The sequence below is a fragment of the Aestuariivirga litoralis genome (genome assembly GCF_003234965.1).
GTDB classification, from domain to species: domain Bacteria; phylum Pseudomonadota; class Alphaproteobacteria; order Rhizobiales; family Aestuariivirgaceae; genus Aestuariivirga; species Aestuariivirga litoralis.
This window is the reverse complement of the sequence record NZ_QKVK01000001.1, coordinates 336,440-352,677: the sequence shown is the minus strand read 5'-3', so window position 1 is coordinate 352,677 and position 16,238 is coordinate 336,440. Positions and strand designations below refer to the sequence as shown.

At 66.1% G+C, this 16,238-nt stretch carries 18 protein-coding genes and 1 other RNA gene; 13 read left to right on the top strand and 6 right to left on the bottom strand.

Going from position 1 to position 16,238, the window contains the following annotated elements:
• Window positions 1-42: 42 nt before the first annotated feature.
• From DK847_RS01785 to tkt, 4 genes are read right to left on the bottom strand one after another with little or no spacing between them, the layout of a single operon-like run.
• Window positions 43-939, bottom strand: a complete 897-nt coding sequence (locus tag DK847_RS01785; RefSeq protein ID WP_111195892.1) for a tetratricopeptide repeat protein — start codon at window positions 937-939, stop codon at window positions 43-45.
• Window position 940: 1 nt separating this feature from the next.
• Complete coding sequence (locus DK847_RS01780) at window positions 941-1,513, bottom strand: thiamine phosphate synthase (RefSeq protein ID WP_161957100.1); 573 nt, start codon at window positions 1,511-1,513, stop codon at window positions 941-943.
• Window positions 1,510-2,697, bottom strand: coding sequence for a phosphoglycerate kinase (locus DK847_RS01775; protein WP_111195890.1), 1,188 nt, complete (start codon window positions 2,695-2,697; stop codon window positions 1,510-1,512). Before DK847_RS01775 ends, DK847_RS01780 begins: the two co-directional genes overlap by 4 nt.
• A 12-nt stretch (window positions 2,698-2,709) precedes the next feature.
• Window positions 2,710-4,683, bottom strand: coding sequence for a transketolase (gene tkt, locus DK847_RS01770; RefSeq protein ID WP_111195889.1), 1,974 nt, complete (start codon window positions 4,681-4,683; stop codon window positions 2,710-2,712).
• A 193-nt stretch (window positions 4,684-4,876) separates the two neighbouring features.
• Between tkt and DK847_RS01765 the strand changes: the two genes are divergently transcribed.
• Together DK847_RS01765 and DK847_RS01760 are read left to right on the top strand one after the other, a co-directional pair.
• Window positions 4,877-5,161: a DUF4164 family protein gene (locus DK847_RS01765; RefSeq protein ID WP_111195888.1), complete on the top strand. Its 285-nt coding sequence runs from the start codon at window positions 4,877-4,879 to the stop codon at window positions 5,159-5,161.
• Window positions 5,162-5,165: 4 nt separating this feature from the next.
• Entirely contained in the window at window positions 5,166-5,522 is a 357-nt protein-coding gene (locus tag DK847_RS01760; protein WP_161957099.1) for a cell division protein ZapA, read from the top strand.
• A 46-nt stretch (window positions 5,523-5,568) separates the two neighbouring features.
• On the opposite strand, the gene DK847_RS01755 is transcribed toward DK847_RS01760, so the two are convergent.
• Window positions 5,569-6,591, bottom strand: coding sequence for a glycosyltransferase family 2 protein (locus DK847_RS01755; RefSeq protein ID WP_111195886.1), 1,023 nt, complete (start codon window positions 6,589-6,591; stop codon window positions 5,569-5,571).
• Between the two features lie 123 nt (window positions 6,592-6,714).
• Here DK847_RS01755 and ssrS point away from each other — a divergent pair.
• The 6 genes from ssrS (at window position 6,715) to DK847_RS01725 (ending at window position 11,817) form a co-directional block, all read left to right on the top strand.
• Window positions 6,715-6,877, top strand: a non-coding RNA gene (gene ssrS / locus DK847_RS01750) — 6S RNA.
• Window positions 6,878-6,910: 33 nt separating this feature from the next.
• Window positions 6,911-7,486, top strand: coding sequence for a 5-formyltetrahydrofolate cyclo-ligase (locus tag DK847_RS01745; RefSeq protein ID WP_111195885.1), 576 nt, complete (start codon window positions 6,911-6,913; stop codon window positions 7,484-7,486).
• Window positions 7,477-8,304: a TIGR00282 family metallophosphoesterase gene (locus tag DK847_RS01740; RefSeq protein ID WP_111195884.1), complete on the top strand. Its 828-nt coding sequence runs from the start codon at window positions 7,477-7,479 to the stop codon at window positions 8,302-8,304. The genes DK847_RS01745 and DK847_RS01740 overlap by 10 nt, the downstream gene beginning before the upstream one ends.
• A gap of 268 nt (window positions 8,305-8,572) precedes the next feature.
• Entirely contained in the window at window positions 8,573-9,622 is a 1,050-nt protein-coding gene (locus DK847_RS01735; protein ID WP_111195883.1) for an ABC transporter substrate-binding protein, read from the top strand.
• Window positions 9,623-9,693: 71 nt separating this feature from the next.
• Window positions 9,694-10,983, top strand: a complete 1,290-nt coding sequence (locus DK847_RS01730; protein WP_111195882.1) for an ABC transporter permease — start codon at window positions 9,694-9,696, stop codon at window positions 10,981-10,983.
• Window positions 10,984-10,986: 3 nt separating this feature from the next.
• Complete coding sequence (locus DK847_RS01725) at window positions 10,987-11,817, top strand: ABC transporter permease (protein WP_111195881.1); 831 nt, start codon at window positions 10,987-10,989, stop codon at window positions 11,815-11,817.
• Between the two features lie 139 nt (window positions 11,818-11,956).
• Here the strand turns inward: DK847_RS01725 and DK847_RS01720 are convergent, their stop codons facing one another.
• On the bottom strand, window positions 11,957-12,262 hold the full coding sequence (locus DK847_RS01720) for a hypothetical protein (RefSeq protein WP_111195880.1): 306 nt from the start codon (window positions 12,260-12,262) through the stop codon (window positions 11,957-11,959).
• A 156-nt stretch (window positions 12,263-12,418) separates the two neighbouring features.
• On the opposite strand from DK847_RS01720, the gene DK847_RS01715 reads away from it, so the two are divergent.
• From DK847_RS01715 to ybgC, 5 genes are all read left to right on the top strand, one after another.
• Window positions 12,419-13,168, top strand: a complete 750-nt coding sequence (locus tag DK847_RS01715) for a YebC/PmpR family DNA-binding transcriptional regulator (protein ID WP_111195879.1) — start codon at window positions 12,419-12,421, stop codon at window positions 13,166-13,168.
• Between the two features lie 183 nt (window positions 13,169-13,351).
• The gene (gene ruvC / locus DK847_RS01710; RefSeq protein WP_111195878.1) at window positions 13,352-13,855 is read left to right on the top strand and encodes a crossover junction endodeoxyribonuclease RuvC; all 504 of its coding nucleotides are present in this window, start codon (window positions 13,352-13,354) and stop codon (window positions 13,853-13,855) included.
• Between the two features lie 142 nt (window positions 13,856-13,997).
• Window positions 13,998-14,615 (top strand): Holliday junction branch migration protein RuvA, encoded by a 618-nt coding sequence (ruvA, locus tag DK847_RS01705; RefSeq protein ID WP_111195877.1) that lies wholly within the window; start codon window positions 13,998-14,000, stop codon window positions 14,613-14,615.
• A complete protein-coding gene (ruvB, locus tag DK847_RS01700) occupies window positions 14,612-15,655 on the top strand; it encodes a Holliday junction branch migration DNA helicase RuvB (protein WP_111195876.1) in 1,044 nt (347 codons plus the stop codon). Before ruvA ends, ruvB begins: the two co-directional genes overlap by 4 nt.
• Entirely contained in the window at window positions 15,648-16,088 is a 441-nt protein-coding gene (gene ybgC / locus DK847_RS01695) for a tol-pal system-associated acyl-CoA thioesterase (RefSeq protein ID WP_111195875.1), read from the top strand. Before ruvB ends, ybgC begins: the two co-directional genes overlap by 8 nt.
• Window positions 16,089-16,238: the final 150 nt, after the last annotated feature.

Below are 16,238 nucleotides of genomic sequence, written 5' to 3'. Positions count from 1 at the left end.
CGGCGTCCGGCGGGGGCCGGAGGCGGCGGCGGCGTGTTGGCGCTACTTCGTGGCGACGGGGGTGAAGGCATCGGCCCGCGCCTGGGCCTCCTGCTTCTGGGCTTCGGTGAGCTTGGCCAGCAGCGAGTCCAGCTCGGCGTCGCCGCGGCCGCCCTTCGCTGCGAGGATATTCCATTTCATGGCTTCGACGGGGTCTGCCGCGACCCCCTTGCCGAAGAGATAGAGGCGCGCCGCGCGGTTCTGGGCGATCGGGTTGCCGCGCCTGGCGGACAGCACCAGCCACTGCGCGCCGATCTTCTCGTCCTGCTGCACGCCCTCGCCACGGAAGACGAGCACGCCGTAATCCAGCATGGCGTCGGGGTTGCCCTTGTCGGCGGCGGCGCCGATGAGGGCGGCGGCCTTCACCGGGTCCCTGGCCACGCCCTGGCCTTCGAGATAGAGGACGCCGAGATTGTATTGCGCGGCCACGTGGCCCTGGTCCGCCGCCTTCTGGAACCAGCCTGCGGCATTGACGTAATCCACCGGGTTGCTGAAGGCGCCGGAGGAGATGAGGCCCAGGTTGAACTGGGCATCGGCGATCCCCGCATCTGCCGCCTTGCGCAGCAGGGCCTGCCCCTTGGTGAAGTCGAAGCGCGAGTCCTTCGGGTCGAGCCAGATCATGGCGAGGGCATATTGCGCCTGGGCGTCTTCCCGGTCCGCGGCCCTGGTGAGCCAGCCGATGGCGGTGTCCGTGTCGGCGGCCACGCCCTGGCCGTTGCGATACATGAGGCCAAGGAGGCGCATGGCCGCCACGTCGCCCGCATCGGCCAGCGGCCGCACCTCGGTGAAGGCAGTGGCGAAGTCGGCCGCGTCATAGGCCTGCTGCACCTCGGCGACGGTTGCGGCACCCGCCGGGGTAGCGAGGAGCAGCAGGGCGAGGGCGGCGGCCGTGGGCTTCATGTCATCCGAGGCGTTGCATCAGCGCCGAGACGACGAGGCGGGCCAGGTCGGGGGCCTGCCACATCGCATCGGACGGGCGGATGAAGTCCGGCTTCTGCGGCAGCAATATGTCGAGGTCGGCAGGCTCGACGGGCGTGAAGGCGACGCAGGGGATTTCCATCATGTCCGACCACCAGCGGATAATCGGCTCGCCGCCGACGCTGGCGGCCTTCTGGTCGAAGGCGATGTAGTCGGCGCCGGCCTCGGCAGCTTCCATGGCGAAGTGGCGCGAGCCGCCGGCATAGGCGCCGACGAAGCGGTCCTTGCCGATGGAGCCGCGCGCGGCGGCCACGTCATCGGTGTTGGCTTCGACCTGGATGCCGTCGGCACCGGCACGTGCCGCGTCCCGCGCTTCGCCGGAGACCATCACGGCGACGCCAAGCTCCTGGGCCGCAGCCGTGACGTCCTTTGCCACGGCGGAGGGCACGAGCAGGCTCGCCACGTCGCCCGCCTCGCAAGCGGCCTTGATGCAGCTGACGAGTTGCGCTGCCGCCACACCTTCGGGGGCGACGAGGAAGAGGCGTGGCGCGGTCACTTGGTTTCGAGCGCCTTGACACCGGGCAGCGGCTTGCCCTCGAGCCATTCGAGGAAGGCGCCGCCGGCGGTGGAGATGTAGGTGAAGTCCTGCGCCACGCCCGCATGGTTCAGCGCCGCCACGGTGTCGCCGCCGCCCGCGACCGAAACGAGCTTGCCGGCCTTGGTGCGTTTGGCCGCATGCCGTGCCGCGGCGACGGTGGCCTGGTCGAAGGGCGCCACCTCGAAGGCGCCGAGCGGACCGTTCCAGACCAGGGTGTGCGCGTCATCGATGGCGGCATTGATGCGGTCGACCGACATGGGGCCGACGTCGAGGATCATGCCATCTGCCGGAATGGCGTCGACGCCATAGTCATGCGAGGCGGCACCGGCCTTGAATTCCTTCGCCACGATGCCGTCGACGGGAAGCATGATGGCGCATTTGGCGTTTTCGGCCGCCTGCAGGATGTGGCGCGCGGTGTCCACGAGGTCCTTCTCGGCGAGCGACTTGCCGATGGAGTGGCCATAGGCCAGCAGGAAGGTGTTGGCCATGGCGCCGCCGATGACCAGCGCATCGACCTTCTTCACCAGGTTGCCGAGCAGGTCGAGCTTGGTGGACACTTTCGCGCCGCCGACGATGGCGATGACCGGGCGCTTCGGCGTCTCGAGCGCCAGCTGCAGCGCCTTGAGTTCGGCCTCCATGGCGCGGCCGGCATAGGCCGGAATGAAATGCGCGATGCCCTCGGTGGAGGAGTGCGCACGGTGGGCGGCCGAGAAGGCGTCGTTCACGTAGATGTCGCCCAGCGAGGCGAGCAGCTTCGAGAATCCCTCGTCGTTCTTCTCTTCGCCGCCATGGTAGCGGGTGTTCTCCATCAGCACGCATTCGCCGGGCTTGACGTCGACGCTGGGTGCGGACTGCCAATCGGTGAAGACGAACTTCACTGGCGTGCCCAGATGCTTCTCGAGTTCCGCCGCGACGGGGCGGAGCGACATTTCAGGCACGACCTTGCCCTTGGGCCGGTCGAAATGGGCGAGCACGATGAGGGCGCCGCCCTTGTTCATGATCTCGCGCAGCGTGGGCACCACGCGCTCGATGCGCGTGGCGTCCGTCACCTTGCCGTCGGCGATGGGGACATTGAGATCGACCCGGCAGAGAACGCGCTTGCCGGAAACATTGACGTCGTCGAGCGTGCGGAAGCCGGGCATCGTTCCCTCCCTTTAACCTGCGGCCTTCACCGCCGCCTCGGCGGTGATGCCGAAATGTTCATAAAGCTGTTCGGCCGGCGCGGAAGCCCCGAAGCCGGTCATGCCGATGAAGGTGCCGTCGGTGCCGATGAAGCGGTCCCAGCCGGTGCGCACACCGGCCTCGATGGCGATGCGGTGCCTTTCGGTGCCCAGGACCTTGGCCTGGTAGGCCTTGTCCTGCGCGGCGAAGTTTTCCATCGACGGCACGGAGACGACGCGGGTGGGCTTGCCCGCGGCATCGAGCCTGGCCTTGGCGGCAATGGCGATCTCGACCTCGGAGCCCGAGGCGAAGATCACCACCTCGGCCTTCTTGTCGGCGGGCGCGATCTCATAGGCGCCGCGGGCGCAGAGGTTCTCGGCCGAATAGGCGAGGCGGGCGGGCTTCAGCTTCTGGCGGGTAAGGGCCAGCACGGACGGACGCGTCGCATCCTGCAGCGCCAGCTGCCAGCACTCGGCGGTCTCCACCGCGTCACAGGGGCGATAGACGGCGAGGTTGGGGATGACGCGGAGGGCCGCCACATGCTCCACCGGCTGGTGGGTGGGGCCATCCTCGCCAAGCCCGATCGAGTCATGCGTCATCACGTAGATGACGCGGATGCCCATCAGCGCCGAGAGGCGGATCGAAGGGCGGCAGTAATCGGTGAAGACCAGGAAGGTGCCGCCATAGGGAATGACGCCGCCATGCAGCGCCATGCCGTTCATGGCCGCCGCCATGCCGTGCTCGCGGATGCCGTAATAGACATAGCGGCCGGCGTAGTTGTGGGCGTCGAGCGGCTTCAGTTCCTTCGACTTGGTGTTGTTGGAGCCCGTGAGGTCAGCCGAGCCGCCAATGGTCTCCGGCACCGCGGCGTTGATGACGTCGAGGGCGTTCTGCGAGGCGTTGCGGGTGGCGAGTGCCGGCGGGTTCTTGGCGAGGTCCTGCTTGTAGCCGGCGATCACCGCATCGAAATTGGCGGGGAGCTTGCCGGACATGCGGCGGGTGAACTCTTCCTTTTTGGGCGACGCCGCAAGCCGCGCGGCCCAGGCGGCGCGGTCGGCCGCACCGCGGGAGCCGGCCTTGCGCCACGCATCCATCACGTCGTTGGGGATGACGAAGGGCTCGTAGTCCCAGCCCAGCGCCTTGCGCGCGCCGGCGATTTCATCCGGGCCCAAGGGCGAGCCATGCGAGCCCGAGGTGCCGGCCTTGGTAGGGGCGCCGTAGCCGATCGTCGTCTTGCAGGCGATGAGCACCGGGCGGTCGGCATGCTGGGCGGCGGCGAGGCAGGCCGCGATCTCGCCGGGGTTGTGGCCGTCACAGGCCGACACCGCCCAGCCGCTCGCGGCGAAGCGAGCGGTCTGGTTGGTCGAGTCCGAGAGCGAGATCTTGCCGTCGATCGAGATGCCGTTGTCGTCCCACAGCACGATGAGGTTCCTGAGCTTCAGGTGCCCTGCGAGCGAGATCGCCTCCTGGCTGATGCCTTCCATCAGGCAGCCGTCGCCGGCCAGCACATAGGTCTTGTGGTTGACGAGGCCGTCGCCGAATTCGGCGTTGAGGTGGCGCTCGGCGATGGCGAAGCCCACGGCATTGGCGATGCCCTGGCCGAGCGGGCCCGTCGTCGTCTCGATGCCGGTGGCGTGGCCATATTCCGGGTGGCCCGCGGTCTTGGCGCCCATCTGGCGGAAGTTCCGGATCTGCTCCAGCGTCATGTCGGCATAGCCGGTCAGGTGGAGGAGGGAATAGAGCAGCATCGAGCCATGGCCGGCGGAGAGGATGAAGCGGTCACGGTCGGCCCAGTGCGGGTCCGAGGCGTCGAACTTCAGGAACTGGGTGAACAGAACGGTTGCAACGTCCGCGGCACCCATGGGCAGGCCGGGGTGGCCGGAATTGGCCTTTTGCACCGCGTCCATCGAGAGGGCACGGATGGCATTGGCCATGTGGCGGGTCTGTTCGGCGGAATAATGGGTCATGGCCTGGGCGGGTCCCTTGCAGCGCTGAAAACTGGCCGCCGTGATAGCGCCTTGGCCTGATGAGTCAATTCAAACCATAGCGTGTGCGAAGCTTCTCACCCGGCATTTCGGACCCGTTGCGTGAGTCGCCCAATCAGCTTATGGTGCACTACGGTAGCTAGCGGGAAATTCTGCAATCTTACCAGAGGCTTTGATGGCAGACATTCAGAAACTGGATGAGGCATTCCTGCGGTTCGAGGCGGCGCTGCGCCGGGTCGAGCAGGCGGTGGGCATGTCGACCGACGGGCACCAGCGCATCATCGCGCTGGAGCATGAGGCCGAATCCCTGAAGCGCGAGCGGGCCCGGCTTGCGCATGAACTGGACCTCGTGCGCAGCAAGGCCGGCGAACTGGCCGACACCTCGAAGACCGCCGCCGGCAAGATCGATGCGGCGATGTCGCGCATCCGTGCAGTTCTGCACTCAAACACGCCGGAGTGATGGAATGGCGCATGTGATCGTCCAGGTGAATGGCCGTCCCTACACCATGCAGTGCCCCGAGGGTGAGGAAGCTCACCTAAGGGACCTCGCCGAACTCCTCGACAGCGAAGTGCAGCGGGTGAAGACGAGTGTCGGCAACGTCGGCGACATCCGCATGCTGGTGATGGCCGGGCTGATGGTGGCGGACCGGCTGTCGGAAGCGATCACCAAGATCCAGGCCCTCGAGGAGCAGGTGAACGGGTTGCGCGAGGCGAAGAATGCGGCACAGCTCGAGGCCCTCGAAGTGCAGGCCTCGCTGGGCGAGCGGCTGATGGTCGCGTCCGAACGCCTCGAGGTGCTGGCGCAACACCTGGGGAAGTGAGCATCATCCGCCGCGCTGCCAGGACAGCGCGGATGATCATCGGTAACTAGCGGCCGGAAGATGCCGGCGGGTGCGCTGCCCGCTTCAGGGTCTTGCGGCCCAGCAGCTGCGCGACATGGGGAAGCAAGGCAGGCGGCGTGACGCGCCTGATGGCCCGTGTGCAGGACCGGATCAGGCATGACGCGAAGGTCGTGGGATGGACCGAGAAGCGGTTCCTGTAGAGCCTGCGCTCCAGATCGCCATCGGCGATGAGTTCGGTTCGCCGCGCGATGTCGGGCGGCAGGGGATGGGTGGGGAGGTCGGCGATCCATGGCAGCACGCCGCCATAGTCGACCTGGGTATGCGTCCCGTCAGGCCCGAAACCGATATTGGAGACGAGGTTGCGCAGCGGATAGGCGACGAGGCCACGGTGCCGGAAGATGGACCATATCCAATAGTAACACCACGAGTCGACGGAACCATCGCGCGCCTCGCCGAAGCAGCGGTTCCAGTAGGCCGCCACGTCAAGCACAGGTGGGCCCAGACGTTCGGCCAGATCTTCGAGCACGCCGTCGTCCAGGCCTTCGAAGCTGAGCTGGCGCTTGCGCCAGGACGAGGCCCATGTTGCCCAGCCCCACGGATCGAATGTGTGGCAGAAGGCATAGGCCCCGGTGCCGCGCGTCCTGTTCCGGAAATAGCTTCCGCCACAGATGGCCATGACCTTGTCGTCATGCCGGTGATGGGCGAGCAGGACCTCGCAGTACCGGAAGAAATCGGCGTGCGGAACGGTATCGTCCTCGAGGATGATGCCTTCTTCCTCCTGCCCGAAGAACCAGTCGATCGCCTCGGTGATGGCCTGCCGGCAGCCGAGGTTCTCGTCACGGAAGAGCGTCTTCAGTTCGCAGGGCCAGTCGACCGCGGTGGCGATGCGGCGCGCCTCATCGCAGCGCTCGCCCTCGCCGGCGGCGTGCCTGCGCGGCCCGTCCGCCGCGACATAGAGGCGGCGGGGCCGCGCCGCGCGAATGGCTTCGAACACGCGTGTCGTGGTGTGCGGGCGGTTGAAGATGACGAAGAGAACAGGTGCCGACATGGCGCGGGCTGGGTGTCCTGTATCGAGCGGCCTCCCTTCTATCGTGCGGAAAGCCGCGCTGGCAAACGCCTGCCCGGGGTTCTTCCATGGACATCCACAGCCATCGCACCTAAATAGGTCGCCGGCGGGCTGCCCGGTGCGTGAGATGACATTTTTTCCCTGGGGCCTATGCGTTTCCGAATGGGAGCTGTCCCTGGGCTTGGCCGTGGCCTTGCCCAAACGGCGCCCACCTACACTTGTAGGGACCCGGGATCGTTAGTCACTCACGGCCCATGGTGGCTCGCCACTCGATCTTTCTTTCTGACGGGCTGGGGACTTGATGGACATTGCCGACGTGAAGCGCCAGGCGCGCGCCGCCGCATCGAAGCGCCGGGCCGAGGCGCATGCGCTGCTGAAGGACGTGGCGGGCGTGAAGATGGCCGAACGCGGCCTTCCGCCGGATATCGGCATCAGCGCCGGCACGGTCTCCGGCTTCATTCCCTACAAGAGCGAGATCACGACGATCCCGATGCTGGAGCGGCTTGGCCGCGATGGCTGGCGGACCTCCCTGCCCATCGTGATCGGCATGGATGAGCCCCTGCTGTTCCGCGACTGGGTGCCGGGCGAGCCGCTGGTGGCGGGGGCCTTCGACATTCCGGTGCCGCTGGAGTCTGCTGCCGAAGCCGTGCCCGACCTGCTGCTGGTCCCCATGCTGGCCTTCGACCGCAAGGGCTACCGGCTGGGCTATGGCGGCGGCTTCTATGACCGCACGCTGGAGAAGCTGCGCGCGGTGAAGCGCGTGGTGGCGATCGGCGTTGCCTATCACGCGCAGATGGTGGACGAGGTGCCGACCGGCCTGCACGATGCGCCCCTCGACTACGTGATGACCGAGCAGGAGACGTTCCGATGCGCCTGATCTTCCTCGGTGACGTGGTCGGCCGGTCGGGCCGCGATGCGATTGCCCGCGAACTGCCGCTGCTGAGGGAGCGCTACCGCCCCGACCTCGTGGTGGTGAATGGCGAGAACGCGGCGCATGGCTTCGGCATCACCGAGGACATCTTCCTGGGCTTTCTCGCCGCGGGGGCGGATGCGGTGACGCTCGGCAACCATTCCTTCGACCAGCGCGAGGCGCTGATCTTCATCGAGCGCTACCCGAACCTGCTGCGGCCGGTGAACTGGCCGAAGGGCTGCCCGGGGCGAGGCGCGGCGCTGATCGACACGGCGACGGGCAAGCGCGTGCTGGTGATGCAGGCGATGGGCCGGGTGATGATCGAGCCGATGCTGGACGACCCGTTCCCCGCCGTCGACCGCGAACTCGAGGCCTGCCCGCTGGGAATGGCCTGTGATGCGGTGCTGATCGACTTCCATGCCGAGGCGACCTCGGAGAAGATGGCCTTCGGCCATTTCTGCGATGGCAGGGCCAGCCTCGTCGTCGGCACCCACACCCATGTGCCCACCGCCGACCACCAGATCCTGCCGGGCGGCACCGCCTACCAGAGCGATGCCGGAATGTGCGGCGACTATGATTCGGTGATCGGCATGGAGAAGGCCGAACCATTGCAGCGCTTTCTGCGCAAGCTGCCGGTGGAGCGGATGCGGCCTGCCGAAGGTCCTGCAACCGTGGCGGGCGTCGCCGTCGAGACCGACGACCGCACCGGCCTCGCCACCCTGATCGCGCCGATCCGCCTCGGCGGCCGGTTGTCCCCGTCGCTGGTTTCCGCATGGGACGGTTGAGGGATGACGCAATTTCCCCGTTGGTAGTAGAAAAACTCTAGTGACGCGCGGCGAAAAGCCGTTAGTATCTTTTGCAGCGCTTATAAAAAAACGGGCCGGCCGGCGTTCCGCACAGGGTTGCGAGCAGCGTCACCTCACCGAGAAAAAGCGTAAAATGGGGAGGAAACCGTCGCTGTGACACGCGCCACGCTTTTGCGCGCCGAAGAGCCTGCATCCTCCCTCGATCTCAAAACGCCGGGCTGACCGGCACACTGGAGGAAGCTGTCGTATGAAGAAATTTGCTACTCTGTTCGGCGCGGCCCTGATGGCCGGCTCGGCGCTCTGCGCCGCCCAGGCCTATGCCGCCGACGACCTCACCATCACCTCCTGGGGCGGCGCCTACCAGGAAAGCCAGCGCAAGGCCTTCTTCGAGCCCTTCATCGCCGCCGGCAACAAGGTGACGGAAGCCGAATACAACGGCGAAATCGCCAAGATCCGCGCCATGGTCGAAGCCAAGGCCGTGACCTGGGACGTCGTCGACGTCGACACGCAGACGGCGCTGGCCGGTTGCGCCGAAGGCACCTTCGAGACCATCGACTGGGGCAAGCTCGGCCTCGACAAGTCGAAGTTCATCGGCGGTGACGTGACGGACTGCGCCGTGCCGAACATCCTGTACTCGACGGTCGCCGCCTATGACACGACCAAGACCAAGGATCCGGCCAACCTCTTCGAGGCGCTGTTCGACACCACCAAGTTCCCCGGCAAGCGTGCGCTGCAGAAGAGCCCCTTCGTGAACCTCGAATGGGCTCTGATGGCTGACGGCGTGGCGCCGGAAGACGTCTACAAGGTGCTGGGCACCGACGAGGGCGTGGAACGCGCCTTCAAGAAGCTCGACACCATCAAGAAGGACGTCGTCTGGTGGGAATCGGGCGCCCAGGGCCCGCAGCTGCTCGCCGACGGCCAGGTGGTCTTCGCCACCTCGTGGAACGGCCGCTTCTACAACGCCATCAAGACCGACAAGAAGCCCTTCAAGATCATCTGGGACCGCCAGGCTCCGGACTGGGACTGGTGGGCGATCCCGAAGGGCACGCCGAAGCTCGATGGCGCTTACCGCTTCATCACCTTCGCGTCGCAGCCGCAGCTGATGGCCGACCAGACCAAGTACATCTCCTACGGCCCGGCCAACAAGGATGCCGCGCCGCTGATCGACCCGGCCATCCTGCCCGACCTGCCGTCGGCTCCGGACAACCTCAAGACCGTGTTCTATCCGGACCCGCAGTTCTGGGGTGACAAGGGCGACGAGCTGCGCGAGCGCTTCAACGCCTGGCTCGCCCAGTAAGCACTGACCATGCCGGGGAGGGGGCTTCCTCCTCCCCGGTTCTTTTTTCGACGAATCGAAGGCAAGACGACATGGCGATGGCACAGGCACTTCCCGATGATGGCGTGATGCGCGCCGCGGACGGCACGCCGCTGAAGGTGGCGCTGCGCCGCGCCGAGCGCCGCGAGCGGCTGAAGGCCATGGGGCTGGTGCTGCCGCTTTTCGCCTTCATCATCTTCTCCTTCGTCGTGCCCATCATCATCATGCTCTACAACGCCGTCTATGACCCGGACGTGGCGGAGAACATGCCGCAGACGGTGGTGGCGCTGAAGGCGTGGGACGGCAAGGACGTGCCCTCGGAAGAGGTGTTCGCCGCCTTCGTGGCCGACATGAAGGAAGCCCAGAAGAACAAGCAGACGGCGCTGATCGGCAAGCGCCTGAACTACGAGATCTCCGGCATCCGCTCCAAGGTGGTGGCCACGGGCCGCAAGGTGGGCGCGATCGAGGCCGGCCCCTACAAGGACCAGGTGATCGCCATCGACAAGGTGTGGGGCCAGCCCGACACCTGGGCCACCATCAAGCGCTCGTCCTCGGACTATACGCCCTTCTACGTGCTCTCCATGCTGGACCTGCGGCAGAACCCCGACGGCTCGATCGAGGCCGTGCCGGAGGATCGCGCGATCTACAAGAGCATCCTGGTGCGCACGCTGGGCATCTCGCTGCTCGTCACGCTGCTGACCCTGGTGCTGGGCTATCCAGTGGCCTACCTGCTGGCCACCTCGCCGCAGAAGACCGCCTCGATCATGATGATCTTCGTGCTGCTGCCGTTCTGGACATCGCTCCTGGTGCGCACCACGGCCTGGATGGTGCTGATGACCGATGGCGGCGTCTTCGCCGGGCTCATGCATTTCACCGGCATCACCTGGTTCCTCAATCTCGTCGGCCTTCTCAACGGCGAGCCGGAACTGTTCAAGACGCGCTTTGCCACCGTGGTGGCGATGACCCACATCCAGCTGCCCTTCACGCTGCTGCCGATCTACTCGGTGATGAAGACCATCTCGCCCAACTACATGCGCGCGGCGAAGTCGCTGGGCGGCACGCCGTTCTATTCCTTCCTGCGGGTCTATGTGCCGCAGACGCTGCCGGGCGTGGCGGCAGGCTGCCTGCTCACCTTCATCCTGTGCCTCGGCTATTACATCACGCCGGCCATCGTCGGCGGCCCGACGGACCAGATGATCTCCGGCTTCATCGAGCGCGCGATCAATTCAGAGAACAACTGGGGCAAGGCCTCCGCACTGGGCGTCATCCTGCTCACCGCCACGCTGATCCTCTACTACGTCTACAACAAGCTGGTCGGCATCGACCGCATGAAGCTGGGTTGAACCATGGCCGTTCCTGCCTATTACACCCGCGGCGAAACCGTCATGTATTATGCGGTGCGCGTCTTCGTGGCGCTGGTGCTGCTGTTCCTGATCTCGCCCATCCTCGCGGTGATGCCGCTCTCCTTCAACTCGGAGAGCTTCTTCACCTATCCGATGCCGGGCTTTTCGCTGAAGTGGTATGAGGACTTCTTCTTCAATCCGCGCTGGTCGGGCGCGGTGAAGATGAGCTTCCTCGTCGCCATCGCGACGACGATCCTCGCAACCGCGCTGGGCACGCTGGCGGCGCTTGGCCTGTCGCGCGCCAATTTCCCGGCCAAGGCGACGATCATGGCGATCCTCATCTCGCCGATGATCGTGCCGGTCATCATCTCGGCCGTCGGCATGTTCAAGTTCTATGCGGCGATGGACCTCGTCGGCACCAGGCTCGGCATCATCCTGGCGCATACGGCACTGGCCACGCCCTTCGTGGTGATCACCGTGACGGCGACACTGTCGAGCTTCGACAAGACGCTGATGCGGGCCGGGGCGTCCTGCGGGGCGGCTCCCCACACGGTGTTCTTCCGCGTGGTCATGCCGCTCATCCTGCCGGGCATGATCTCGGGTGCGCTCTTCGCCTTCGTCACCTCCTTCGACGAGGTGATCGTGGTGCTGTTCCTGGCAAGCCCGGAGGACCGCACGCTGCCGCTGCAGATGTTCTCCGGCATCCGCGAGATGATCTCGCCGACGATCACCGCGGCGGCCACCGTGCTGGTGCTGATCTCGACGGCGATGCTGATCACGCTCGAAATGCTGCGGCGCCGGTCCGAACGGCTCCGCGGTGTGGCGCCGAGCTGAGTTCAGACTTCATTCACCACGTTTCGTGACCGTCACACGTCGTCATCGCCGGGCTTGAACCGGCGATCTTTTTGCTGGCCGCAAAAAGCATGCCCGGGACAGGCCCGGGCATGATGAACTCTTTGGTGGTGCGGGCCCTCTACCGCGCCGCGCGGCGCTGTTCCGGCACGGGGATGTGGCCGTCCTCGGACATTTCGGCCAGCCCGTCCATGTGGAGGAGCGCCTCGCCGATGCGGGCCGCTGCGGTTTCGTCGTTCCGGCCGATGCTGAGGGCGCCTTCCTCGAGTGCCCGGGCGGCCTTGGCGGACATGTCGGACAGGGTCGAGATCGAGCCGAAGAGCCGGCCCGAGGGTGCCGTTTCCATGATCGAGCCGAGCTTCCGGAGCGAGGAGGCGGCCGCCGTTCCCGACAGGCCTTCCGCCGCAAAGCAAAGTTCACTCAGCATTCCGCGTCCTGCCTTCATTCGCACGAACTCCACACAACTGACGGGCCGAGCTTGGCCGGGGTGGATTTAAGAGAAGGTTAAGCGGCCTTGTTTCCACAGGGGTGGCTTGTCTATAAGGCGGCCCGAAACACAATCCTGTTCCGCACCGAGGGTTCCATGGCCGGCCATTCACAATTCAAGAACATCATGCACCGCAAGGGCAAGCAGGACGCGGTGCGCGCCAAGGCCTTTTCCAAGCTGTCGCGTGAAATCACGGTGGCCGCCAAGGCGGGCCTGCCTGACCCCGACGCCAATGCCCGCCTGCGCCTGGCGATCCAGAACGCCCGGGCCGAAAGCATGCCCAAGGACAATATCGAGCGCGCCATCAAGAAGGCCGTGGGCGGGGACGCCGAGAACTACGACAACGTGCGCTACGAGGGCTATGGCCCGGGCGGCGTTGCCGTGATCGTCGAGGCGCTGACCGACAACCGCAACCGCACTGCCTCCAACGTCCGTTCGCTGTTTGCGAAATATGGTGGCAACATGGGTGAAACGGGCTCCGTGTCCTTCATGTTCGCGCGCGTCGGCGAGGTCGTCTACCCGGCCGCCAAGGCCAGCGGCGACGCGATGCTGGAAGCGGCGATCGACGCGGGTGCCGATGACGTGGTCTCGGACGAGCAGGGCCACACCATCACCTGCGCCTTCGAGTCGATCGGCGAGGTTTCCTCGGCGCTTGCGGCCAAGTTCGGCGAGGCCACCTCCGTCAAGATCGTGTGGAAGCCGCAGACCATGGCGCCCGTCGACCAGGAAAAGGCCGAAAGCCTGATGAAGCTGGTCGATGCGCTGGACGAGGATGACGACGTGCAGGTCGTCTTTTCCAACGCCGACATTCCCGACGAGGTAATGGCGAAACTCGGCGGCGAGTGAGATCGTGTCTTCTCCCGTCACTTCGACGGGAGAAGAAGGGACCCGTTGCGAAAGCAACGGGGAGATGAGGGGAAGCCAGGACTGAAGCTGCGAAGCCGGCTTCCCCTCACTTCCCCCAACGTCGTTGGGACCCCTTCCTCTCCCGCTTCGCAGGAGAGGACGCCTTCGTGCTAGTCTCCTGCCATGGTCAGAATCATCGGCATCGACCCCGGCCTGCGCAATACCGGCTGGGGCGTCATCTCCCAGGAGGGCTCCCGGCTCACCTATATCGCCGATGGCGCCATCCATTCGGACGGCGATGCGTCGCTGGCGGAGCGTCTCCTCCAGCTGCATTCCCAGCTGGCAGACATTCTCAGGGAATTCGATCCGGACGAGGCGGCGGTGGAAGAGACATTCGTCAATACCGACGCCCGGGCGACGCTGAAGCTGGGTCAGGCGCGTGGCGTGCTCATGCTGGCGCCGGCCATGCTGAAGCTTCCCGTAGCCGAATATGCGCCCAACACGGTGAAGAAGGCGGTGGTGGGGGCAGGCCATGCCGAGAAGGACCAGGTGAAGCACATGGTGAAGCTGCTGCTGCCCAAGGCCCGGATGCGCACCGCGGATTCGACCGACGCACTTGCGGTGGCCATCTGCCATGCCCATTACCGCGGCTCGCAGCGGCTGGCCGACGTGCTGGCGCGTTCTTGACTTGTTCTGGTGCAGCCCTTACCCTCCTGACCGTCATCCCGGCGAAGGCCGGGATCCCGCTTTGCGTCAGCGCGTGCGGACGGTGGAAGCTGGATCCCGGCCTTCGCCGGGATGACGTCACTGAGGGGAGGGTGGCGGCGCCATGATCGCAAAACTCAAGGGCCGGATCGATGCCGTCGGCGCCGACTGGCTGGTGATCGACGTCAACGGCGTGGGCTACCACGTCGCCTGTTCGTCCAAGACCCTTGCCGCGCTGGCGGGGCAGGGTGAATTGGCCGAGATCCACACCGAGATGCTGGTGAGCCAGGACATGATCCGCCTCGTGGGCTTCGCCACGGTGAACGAGCGCGAGTGGTTCCGCCTCCTGCAGTCGGTGCAGGGGGTGGGCACCAAGGTGGCGCTGGCCATTCTCTCGACGCTCTCCACCGCGGAGATCGGCAATGCCGTGGCGCTGCAGGACAAGGCGATGATCGGGCGCGCCAATGGCGTGGGCAAGAAACTCGCCGAGCGCATCGTGCTCGAACTCAAGGACAAGACCCCGGCCTTCGCACCGCTGTCGCAGGATGTGTCCAGGCTCGCTGCCGAGCTCGATGCGCCGCGGCCCACGGCGGCGGCCGATGCCGTTTCGGCTCTCGTCAATCTCGGCTATGGCCAGGCGCAGGCCGGGGCGGCCGTCTCCGCCGCGATGAAGAAGGCGGGCGATGATCAGCCCACGGAGAAGCTGATCCGGCTGGCGCTGAAGGAGCTGGCGCTGGCATGAGCAACCCGATCCGCGAGCGCGAAAAGACTCCGGAAGATGCGATCGACACGCATCTGCGCCCGCAGCGGCTGGAGGAATTCATCGGCCAGTCCAAGGCCAAGCAGAACCTGCGCATCTTCATCGAGGCGGCCAAGGCGCGTGGCGAGGCACTGGACCATGTGCTGTTCGCCGGCCCTCCCGGGCTCGGCAAGACCACGCTCGCCCAGATCATGTCACGCGAGCTCGGCGTCAACTTCAAGGCCACGTCCGGCCCGATCATCGCCAAGGCGGGCGACCTCGCCGCATTGCTCACCAACCTCGAGGAGCGCGACGTGCTCTTCATCGACGAGATCCACCGCCTCAACCCCGCGGTCGAGGAGGTGCTCTATCCGGCGATGGAGGATTTCCAGCTCGATCTCATCATCGGCGAGGGCCCCGCGGCGCGCTCGGTGAAGATCGACCTTGCCAGGTTCACCCTCGTCGGCGCCACCACGCGCACGGGCCTCCTGACGACGCCGCTGCGCGACCGCTTCGGCATTCCCGTGCGGCTCGATTTCTACAACCAGGATGAGCTGCTCGAGATCGTCAAGCGCGGCGCCCGCGTGATGCAGATCGGCATCGCCGAGGAAGGGGCCCTGGAAATCGCCCGCCGCGCCCGCGGCACGCCGCGCATCGCCGGCCGCCTGCTGCGCCGGGTGCGCGACTTCGCGGCGGTGGCCCGCGCCGCGATCATCGATGCGAAGCTGGCCGACAAGGCGCTCTCGGCGCTCGACGTCGACTCGCGCGGGCTCGATTCGCTCGACCACCGCTATCTCACCTGCATTGCGCTCAATTTCGGCGGCGGCCCGGTGGGGATCGATACCATTGCTGCTTCCCTGTCGGAATCGCGCGATGCGCTGGAAGACATCGTCGAGCCCTATCTGCTGCAATTGGGGTTCCTCAACCGCACGCCGCGCGGGCGGCTGCTGACACCGCATGCCTTCCGGCACCTGGGGCTTGCCATTCCGCAGCGCCCGGAAATCACCCAGGGCGTGCTGCCGCTGGATGGTTCCGATGACTGAGGCGGCCTGGCCCGGCCTTGCGGGGCGCATCGCCGATGGCGTCCACATCAAGCCGATCCGCGTCTATTACGAGGACACGGATGCCGGCGGGGTGGTCTATCACGCCCGCTACGTGGCCTTCTGCGAGCGCGCCCGGTCCGACTGCCTGAGGCTGCTGGGCATCCACCAATCCACCTTCGAGGATTGCAATTTCGTCGTCCGCCGCATGGTCTGCGACTTCCTGCGGCCGGCCCGGCTCGATGACCTCGTCGAGGTCCACACCCGTTTTGTCGAAATGGGGGGTGCGCGCGTCGAGATCGGGCAGGTGGTGATGCTGAATGGCAACACCCTGTTCACGGCTGATGTCACCGTTGCGCTGGTCGATGGCCGGGGACGGCCCAGACGGCTGCCTGAAACAATGGCAGACCGCTTCCGGCGCATGGCTGATTCCTGAATCGTAACAATCCCTTAACCATAGTTGATTCATGTGGGTCCAGGCTTCGCCCCTGGGGCGGGCCGCGGCATGGGCCTGCGGAGAAGTGCCCCGAATCGCCGCAGTTTCGACAGATTTGGCATGTTTGCACGGGCCTTTCTCGGAATTGGG